Source organism: bacterium, from assembly GCA_041648665.1.
Taxonomy (GTDB): domain Bacteria; phylum UBA10199; class UBA10199; order 2-02-FULL-44-16; family JAAZCA01; genus JAFGMW01.
The window spans coordinates 22,887-31,514 of sequence record JBAZOP010000036.1 but is presented as its reverse complement, the minus strand read 5'-3'; the positions used below and the strand labels follow the sequence as shown (position 1 = coordinate 31,514).

Below are 8,628 nucleotides of genomic sequence, written 5' to 3'. Positions count from 1 at the left end.
ATTTGCCGTCAGAAAGGGGGCGATCTCTGATGTCCTGGGAATCCCAGTACAACGGCCGCCTCGTCTGCTGCCTGCGGCACCGGAAGCACGCGACGAAAGAACAGGCCGGCATCGCCATGAAACGCCTCCAGCAGAAGCAGCCCGACGACGAGTTCAGCATCTGGCATTGTTTCATCTGCGGCCGCTACCACGTCGGCAGACTGCATAAGGCGGAACGGGCGAACCGCGATGCGTCGTGGGTCGCGTGGGTCGCGAAGCAGCAGGGGGCCGAAGCGTGACCCGTTCGATTCTCCACACGATCATCGGCGCGTGCATCGTCTTCATGGTCGCCATGCTGATCATCACGTTCGCGGCGTGGGACACGTTCTTTCCACCGCACCCGTTCCCCGAAACCTCGGCGTGGTGCGTCACGTACGTACCGCCGGAGCCGGTCGCATCGCAGTGGCTCCTCTGGGATTTCATCCCACTGCCGATGGCCCTCATTTTCGCTGCGGGCGCCATCGGACTGGCCGCATGCCTCTACGGAAAAAATCACCAACGATACCCCGCCGTCGAACAGCAGAGCACAAAATGCCCGATCTGTGGGAGGCCGCTGCCATGAGCGCAATCTCCTACCTCAAATACGCCCTCGGCCTGCGCGTCTGCCCGATGTGCGGATCGAACAACCTCATCGAGCAGGGCTATCCCTCGAACCGACAATGGCATTGCCGGTTCTGCAACTCGACGGTGCCGGGCTGGCTCGGCGCGGGGGAGCAGCCATGATCTCCGAGGTCGGCGTGCTCTGGCTCGTGCTCGCGGTCATCCTCGCGCTGCTGGCACTCGGGCCGGTCATCACCTTCTTCAAGTCGTGGAAGGCCGTGCTCGACGCCGCGGAGGTGCATCACCAGTGACCATCCACGATGCACCACAAACGCACCACGGCCACCTTCCAGCCACGCAGCACCACCGCGACGACCCAACACACCACCGCCCAACAGAAGGCCCAAAAACAAAGGGGGTGCTAATCAAAGGTACATAAAAATAAGCATCTGTACGTCTCGCACCAATACATAATACTTTTATCCTTTGACCACGTATCATTCCGTAAAATATTCGGCGATGATAGCGGTGAGGCTCTTTGGTTTTAGCGGGGAAGATTGGCGCGGCATCGCACGTAGCGTCGCGCTGACCCTCCTCCTTCTCATCGTTCTCATGCTGGCCTGTGGGGGCGCGTCGTAATGCTCATCCCCTCGCGCCAGACGTCCGGCGGCATCCCCCTCTCTCCCGGCACCGACGACCGCATCGCCGCCGCCGAAGGACTGTATGCACGCCAGCAGGAGCGGCAGACCGTCGGGGAGCGCATCGGCGTAAGATCCGAGGCTCGACCGCCGCCGAAGGTCGAGGCGCTTCGCCGGCGGATGCGGATGATCCCGCGGCGCGGTGCCGAAGGGCGGCGGACCCTCCTCGACGACGAGGCCGAAGAAGAGAGCGAAGACCTCGAGGCCTACCTCTCGACCGAACCCATCGCGCAGGCGAACGACGATCTCCGCATCGGCGGGCAGGCGATGTGGCAGAGCCTCGGCGGGAACGCCGAAGGGTGGAAAGAGAGCGAGACGTACTGGCGGGCGCAGCAGATCGCGACCGCGATGGGCATCAATCCCGAAAACCTCGCGAACGAGCGCCGAGAGTTCAATATCGTCCCGATCCAGAACGAGATGGATAAAGCCACCGACGATCTGAACCGCCTCCCCGGCGATGTGCTTTCTGGCGGCTACTCGCCAGAGAAGGAAACGCAGTATAGGCAGGCGCTGGAGACCGTCGCGTTCGGGCAGAAGGCCCTCGCGAGCACCCTCTCCCCGGAAGCGCAGGCCGATATCTCGCGGTTCACCGGCGAAGCAAACGCGGCGTGGGCGTGGTCCCGTGGGCAGGAGGAGAACCTGCGCATCGACCGCATCATCGCGCAGATGGAATCGTTCACCGCGACCCGGGCGGCAAACGACGCGATGGCTCGCGGACTGCTCGGTATGGCATCGTTCGGGCAGGCGTTGATGCACGGCGACCTCTTCGTCGAGGGCGGGCAGCTCCTCCAGAAGATATCGCCGATCCAGGTCGCGAGCGCGATGCCGGACATACCACAGGCGCCGGGCTTCGACCCCGGTGGCATCTTCACGAACAAAGGGATCTTCGACGTGGCCGCCGGCGGTGTCGGAACGCTCTCGCAGAGATATGACGCCGTTTCTCGTGTTGGATCGGAACAAGTAAGCGCGATCATACCTGGGCCGGGCACCGCGGCGTATCGTCTCAGCGAGCTCTTTATTTTAAAACCGATGATGGAGGTGGCGACCGGGCCATTCGGTATCGGCACGGAGATCATCAGTAACAAGATGCAGGCGCTCGGCGTCGTGGATCCGGGCGTCTCATTAGCTCTTCCCGATGCCGGGGTCGCTTTTTATAGGGGCGCGACTGTCGAGATACGAGAGCGGCCAGTCGAAGCAGTCGCGCTCTTCGGAATCTCCGCCGCACTCCCGGGCGTCCTCGGCGGTCTGGGCTGGCTCGGCAGGTCCGCCGCGGTCTCCACCGGCCTCATTAACTTTCCGCGAGCGATGGGCGCTGCGACGCTCGCCGCCGGCGTGGTCGAGAAATCGGCGATGGGGTATATCGGCATCTCGTGGGGGCAGTCCGTGATCGAGCGTGTCGGTGGCGGTGCGATACCCTCTCATATGGGTCCCGGGCCCGGTGAGAGTCCTCGTGTACTCAGCTTCGGCAACATCTCCGATCTGCCGACCGGCGAGGAAGCTGCATACCGGATCGGTCGTATCGCCACCGGCGAAGCGGCGCCGGCCGTCGCGGGTCTCGCCGTCGGGATGTGGGCATGGCCTCGGGGCGTCGGATGGCTCCGTACTCGAGACATGCAGGAGATCAAGATGGAGAGCATCGGGTATCCTGCCGAACAGGGGTTCGCCATCTCCCAACGGATCACCGAGCGGAGTTTAACCAAGTCCTTCAACGTCGGAACGAACCTCCCCTATCCGTCGGAGATGAGCATTACCGGCGCGCCGCCGGACTACGTGCCATCGTCGGCACGCCTGCCGACAGATATGCCGGGCGATGTCATCCTCTGGACCGGGTGGGAACACACGCCGATACCATCGCGGTTGACCGGGCGGTTCAATCTCGCCACCGGACAGAGCGCGAGCGAGATCAACGATGCGATGTATGGCGCGAGCACGGCGATGTCGTACTTCACGAAGACCGGATCTGGGTCATCACCGAAGCTAATCGGACTCGACGCGCCAGTGGCGGCGCTAGACCCCGCGATCATGCATACGCAGGTATCGGGGGTAGCGACATTTCCATCGCGGGTCCAGGCGGGAGGATATCCCGCTATGAACGCCTACCTCAAGGCCGCCCCGCGGGGCGTCGGGTACATGCCGATGATGAAGAGCGAGTACGAGGCGGTCGTCGCTGGCGAGCTCGGGGACTTCGGCGGCAAGTACTTCACCCGCGTCGCCGGCGTCCGCGTGCCGATTGTCGAGACGAAAGCATACAGCGGCCTCTCCTCCGAGGTGATGGAGGGGCGGAGCGTGATCAACATCCCCGGCATCGGCCTCGGCAACCTCGCCGCGAGCTACCACATCCAGGCGCGATCGTACGTCTCCGGGGCGCTCTCGTCGGTCGTGAGTGGCACGAGTTATAGCGATATATCGCGCATGGCGTCATCGTATCGTCTCCCAGAAAGCGTATCGCCGCCGATGAGCCGGTCGAGCGCGCGCCTGCCGTCGAGCCCGTCGCTATCCGAACTATCGGGCGGTTCGATATCCGGGTCAAGCGTGAGCCGGAGCAGCATCAGCGCGCCCTCCGTCGCATCGGTAAGCGCACCGTCGGGTCCGAGCTACCGGGCGCCGTCGATCTCGATCCCGTATTACCCGAGCTCGCCGCCGAGCAGTCCGCCGTATGTTCCGCCACACGTCCCGCCGGAGATCGTTATCGGCGATTTTCGCAAGCGGCAGCGATTCCCACAAATCCGCGTCAACGTGCGCGAATGGGCTATAAAGAACCCAGTACCTAACATCGAATCAGTCTTCGGGTCGCTCGGCGACTTCGGGTTCTCAAATATAAAACTACCGAGGTTATCGCTATGACTGGTAAAAATTGGGTGATGACACAAGATCGGATACAAGCACAGCACCAGAAGATCACGGCACTTGATTATGCCGGCGCAGCACTCATCGCGATCGGCATCCTCGCGGTAATCTGGGACCTCCAGTTCAATAAGTCGATCCGCATCGGCATGGCGATCTTCGTCGGCGCAGCCGCGCTCTCCGGGTATTGTTATCACCGCCGCAGGAACCAGGGGGCACCACCGGCACCATGACCCGCCGCCTGCCCGCCATCCTCCTCGCGCTGGTCCTCCTCGCGCTCCCCGCCGTCGCTTCGACGCCGGCCGCGGACAAAGCGTGGGACCGCACCTTTACCGCCGGCATCACCTGCGTCGCCATCGACGAAGACGGCGGCACCATCGCCGCCGGCACATCGGGCGGCAACATCACCGTCTTCTCGGCGGACGGCACGCGCACATGGTCCGTCCTCAACCTCGGGTCGCACGCCATCCGCGATATCGCCGTGGACGGTTCGGGCGGCCACGTCTACTACATCGACGCGAACCAGTCCTTCAGAGTCCTCGACGGGGCCACGGGTGTCGCCGTCATGCGCCAATGGTTCGACCCGACCGTCTTCGGCACGCTCCGCAACATGAGCGTCAACGCCGACGGCGACGCCGTGATCACCACGAACCTCGCGGCCTTCGTCTGGAACGACACGCACTCCTATATCGGGCACGTCGTGCCGCAGGCCGATACCGGCGCCTACCTCACGGCCGCCGCGGGCAATAACGACTGGCTCATCGCAGCGAAAGAGAGCAACGCCACCGCGCTGCTCTACCACTGGAACCAGACGCGATCCGCCGTCACGAGCGCCTACCTCGTGAACGAATCGTGGTCCTCGACGTGGGCATGGCTCGACGGCCCGGGCACGTATGCGTACTCGAAGACCCATACCATCGCGGGCTCGGCGTTCGCATCGCCGCTCACGAATTACCAGATGCACTTTCAGCTCTGGGAAGCCGCAGGCACCGACAGCGGCGAAGTGGTTTACCTCGGCGCATCCACCGTCCGGGCCGACTGGTACGATATCCGCTTCTATGCCGCGGACGGCACGACGGCGCTCGACTTCTGGGTCGAGGAGTACAACGCGACCGCGGCATCCGTCTGGGTCGAGATCCCCTACATCCCGGTATCGCCGGGCACGACCGACATCGTGCTGAAGTGGTCGTATGCATCGGCGGCGAGCGCATCCTCGCAGACGAACACCCTCGAAGCGATGACGAACCCCGGCTTCGAGCTCACGACCGCGTGGACGATCCAGAGCAACGGTGGCGGCTCGTGGGCACGGACCGCGACGAACAAGACCGTCGGATCGTACTCGGGGCAGGTGTACGACGCCATGACCGGCGCTGGTGCCGGTGTGACCTATTATGCCTACCTCAACCAGGCGATCACACTGAACACGTCCGTCGATTACCGGCTGTATTTCGACTACTCCGCGGCGATCACGGTTGCACCGGCATCCGCCCGCTGGCAAATCTGGAAGAGCGGCACGAAGGTCTGGGAAGTCACCAACCCGACCGCGGCCACCCGATACAACCAGAGCGTCGACATCGACGGGGCGCTCGGCGCCGGTAACCTGACGCTCGCCAGCAACCTGACGACCAGCGCCGGCGGCAGCGGCGATATCTCGATCTGGTTCGATAACCTGCGGCTCGTCAAAGCCGTCTCTCCCGCGCCGACGCACGGCGCGTGGGGGCCAACCGTTCCCGATGCCTATACGCGGATCTACTACGACGCCGCCGAAGCCCTGACCGGCGCCGTATACCAGGTCGACACCTCCGAGAGCGGCGACAACGCCGGCCTTCAGACGGCATCGAACGTCTACGCCATGAGCGTCGGGAGGTCGTCGTATCCCTACACCCTGACGCCCGCCTATACCACCGCGGCATCGAGCGGTGCTGCACGGGGCATCGCCATCAGCGATTCGATGGGATTCTCCATCGATGCGCGCAGCCTCTCGGTGGACTTCTACGCGCTCGACATGACCGACCTCGGCGGGTGGACCACGGGCGGCCCGGTCGCCGCGGTCGACACGGCGCAGAAGAACGGGCTCTATGCCTGCGCGGGAAGCGCCGACGGCATGGCCTACATCTTCGATAAGGTCGCGACCACCGGCGGCGCGTGGGAACTCCTCTACTCGTCAGAGGCCGAGGATCCCGTCGCCGACATCGCGATGAGCTGGCGGGGCGAGTACGTCGTCGCAGGCAGGAGCGACGGCACGCTCACGCTCTACCGCGTGACGCTCGCCGACGATTACAACCCGCCGCAGTTCCCGCCGAACGAGGTCACGTTTACCGTGAAGAGCCTCTTCGGCGCCCCGGTATCGGGCGTCAACGTGACCATCGTGCCGCAGAACACCACCGTCTCCGAGTTCGCGTGGCTCTACGAACTCCTCGGCATCAACGACGCGAGCACGCCGATCTTCGATCAGGCGATGACAGGCATCACGGGCTCCGACGGCTCGACGACCTTCGTGATGGACGGCACGACCAATTACCACGTCACGTTCGAGAACGCCACCGCGGGCATCAGCGAATCGATGAACCTCTACCCGTCGCAGCCGCAGTACACCGTCTATGCATCGGGCTCGGGCTCTGGCGGCTGGTTTGCATCGGGCCATAACCCGCTCGTCGAGGTGAACGTCTCGACGTCGGCCGGCGAGAACACGACGGCCCTCGGGTACATCGGCGTGCGCTATGCCGACGCGCTCTCGCAGACGACGAGCGTATCGATCCGCATCAACCGCACCAACACCGACGGCACGCAGACGACCGTGAACTCGACGACCGTCGCGGGCAGTTCGTCGTTCACGCGGACGTTCTCGATCCCGAACCACCGCGGCAACGATTACTCGGTGAACGTCACCGCGGTCCACACGGAGTTCGGGACCATCACGCGCCCGTTCGCCGTCCACTTCGTCCCGGGCCCGATGTCGTTCGGCCTCCCGGAGGACCTGCTGCTGTTCGCCGGCATGTTCCTGATGCTCTTCGCGGCGCTGCTCTTCGGGCAGGTCTCGACGGGCATCGGGATGATTGTCTTCTCGTTCGTGGGGTGGCTCGTCTTCTTCATGGGGTGGCTGCGGGAGCTCGGCAGCGGGACGGTCACGGCGATGGCGCTCGGGCTCGCGACGATGATCGCCATCGTGATCAACGTGATGCTCCGCAGTAAGAGGGTGAGATACGAATGATGCTCTACAAAGCGATCCTGATATCGCTGATGCTCGGCGCGGTCTTCTCCGGCATCAACGAGTGCGGCCTCTATTCCGCGCCCCTGCCGGACAGCACCGCGGGCATGGGCAACGCGGAGGTGACGGCGTTCGGCGAATCCGGCGGCAGCGCGATCACGGCGCTCTCGGTGGTCGGGGTGATCGCCGCGTTTATCAAGGTGGTGGTCTCCGCCTGCGTCTCCGTGGTCTCGTTCGTGCCGATATTCTGCGCCTACGGCTGGCCGCTCTCGTGGGCGTGGATGGTGGCGATGATCGAAAGCCCGCTCTACTTCATCAAATTGTGGGGGCTGTACCAGCTCTGGACGGGGCACCAGACGATGGGGATGGACTGATGTGGCCGGTCTTCCTCGCCGTCGGCGGCATACTGATACTAATGGCGTGTATCCTCGCGGATAGCGTCAGGGGATCGAGCTTCGTCACGGTGCCGATGATGTTCCTGATCGTCTCGCTTGGTTTCGCAGGCATGGTGAGTCTGGAAGCATGCTTCGAGATAGCATTCAAGAACAGGAAGAAGAAGGTGGTCGCGTGACGCTCGCGGCGTGGGCGAAGGACTACGGCCCGAGCGCGATCCTCATCGTGCTCTGCCTCGCCGCCGGCCTGCTGCTCGTCGTCGGCACGGCGCAGGGGGCAAACGTCACCTGGCGGCCGACGGCCACCTCGACGCTCGCGCCCATCAACGACACGACGGCGCAGATGTTCATCGATGCGCTCGGCGGCAACGAGACGTACAACGCGACCGCAGGCACCGGCGGCATCGACTGGCGCGGGTTCGTCTCGAGCCCGTGGGCCGCCTACGTCGCGGTACTCGGCAACCTCGCCGCGGTGATCGCCTTCGCCATCCCGATCGCGATGATCTGGATCCGCACCCGCGACATCACGTATGTCGCCGGCGTCGGCGCGGTCTTCGGGCTGTTCGCCTTCACGCTGCTCCCCGCGGACTTCCGCATGGCAGGCATCGCGGGCATCGGCATCGGCGTGCTGGCAGCATTGTTCTCGCTCTATAAGGAGGGACGTGGATGAGTGGATATGTTAAACGGTTTGAGGAGCGGATCTACCGCTTCAAAATAATTGATAGAGATCAGTTCGACCGCGATGTTGCGTCGGCAGCAGCAGACATCGACGCTATGCAGACGCTCGGCGCAGGTCCGCAGGACGTCGACCGGGCGGTGATGGAACTTAACCGCCTGATCGAACGGTACAGCCGGCGCGGACGCGTGGTGTATCAGCCCTATGAGTACGACCGCAAGGGGGATTGAG

General features: G+C 64.0%; 11 protein-coding genes. All 11 read left to right on the top strand.

What is annotated here, in order from left to right:
• Positions 1-278: hypothetical protein (locus tag WC683_11920; protein ID MFA4973314.1), on the top strand; the 278-nt coding region annotated here is incomplete at its 5' end.
• Positions 275-601, top strand: a complete 327-nt coding sequence (locus WC683_11915) for a hypothetical protein (protein MFA4973313.1) — start codon at positions 275-277, stop codon at positions 599-601. The genes WC683_11920 and WC683_11915, both read left to right, overlap by 4 nt.
• Positions 598-762 carry a hypothetical protein gene (locus WC683_11910; GenBank protein ID MFA4973312.1) on the top strand — a complete coding sequence of 55 codons (165 nt, stop codon included), beginning with the start codon at positions 598-600 and terminating at the stop codon, positions 760-762. The genes WC683_11915 and WC683_11910 overlap by 4 nt, the downstream gene beginning before the upstream one ends.
• Complete coding sequence (locus WC683_11905; GenBank protein MFA4973311.1) at positions 759-890, top strand: hypothetical protein; 132 nt, start codon at positions 759-761, stop codon at positions 888-890. Before WC683_11910 ends, WC683_11905 begins: the two co-directional genes overlap by 4 nt.
• 327 nt (positions 891-1,217) lie before the next feature.
• Positions 1,218-4,121: a hypothetical protein gene (locus tag WC683_11900; protein ID MFA4973310.1), complete on the top strand. Its 2,904-nt coding sequence runs from the start codon at positions 1,218-1,220 to the stop codon at positions 4,119-4,121.
• 17 nt (positions 4,122-4,138) lie between these two features.
• Positions 4,139-4,354, top strand: a complete 216-nt coding sequence (locus WC683_11895) for a hypothetical protein (protein ID MFA4973309.1) — start codon at positions 4,139-4,141, stop codon at positions 4,352-4,354.
• A complete protein-coding gene (locus WC683_11890) occupies positions 4,351-7,332 on the top strand; it encodes a DUF2341 domain-containing protein (protein MFA4973308.1) in 2,982 nt (993 codons plus the stop codon). Before WC683_11895 ends, WC683_11890 begins: the two co-directional genes overlap by 4 nt.
• Positions 7,329-7,703, top strand: coding sequence for a hypothetical protein (locus tag WC683_11885; GenBank protein MFA4973307.1), 375 nt, complete (start codon positions 7,329-7,331; stop codon positions 7,701-7,703). Before WC683_11890 ends, WC683_11885 begins: the two co-directional genes overlap by 4 nt.
• Complete coding sequence (locus WC683_11880) at positions 7,703-7,900, top strand: hypothetical protein (protein ID MFA4973306.1); 198 nt, start codon at positions 7,703-7,705, stop codon at positions 7,898-7,900. The genes WC683_11885 and WC683_11880 overlap by 1 nt, the downstream gene beginning before the upstream one ends.
• On the top strand, positions 7,897-8,391 hold the full coding sequence (locus WC683_11875; GenBank protein MFA4973305.1) for a hypothetical protein: 495 nt from the start codon (positions 7,897-7,899) through the stop codon (positions 8,389-8,391). The genes WC683_11880 and WC683_11875 overlap by 4 nt, the downstream gene beginning before the upstream one ends.
• Positions 8,388-8,627 carry a hypothetical protein gene (locus WC683_11870; GenBank protein ID MFA4973304.1) on the top strand — a complete coding sequence of 80 codons (240 nt, stop codon included), beginning with the start codon at positions 8,388-8,390 and terminating at the stop codon, positions 8,625-8,627. The genes WC683_11875 and WC683_11870 overlap by 4 nt, the downstream gene beginning before the upstream one ends.
• Position 8,628 lies beyond the last annotated feature (1 nt).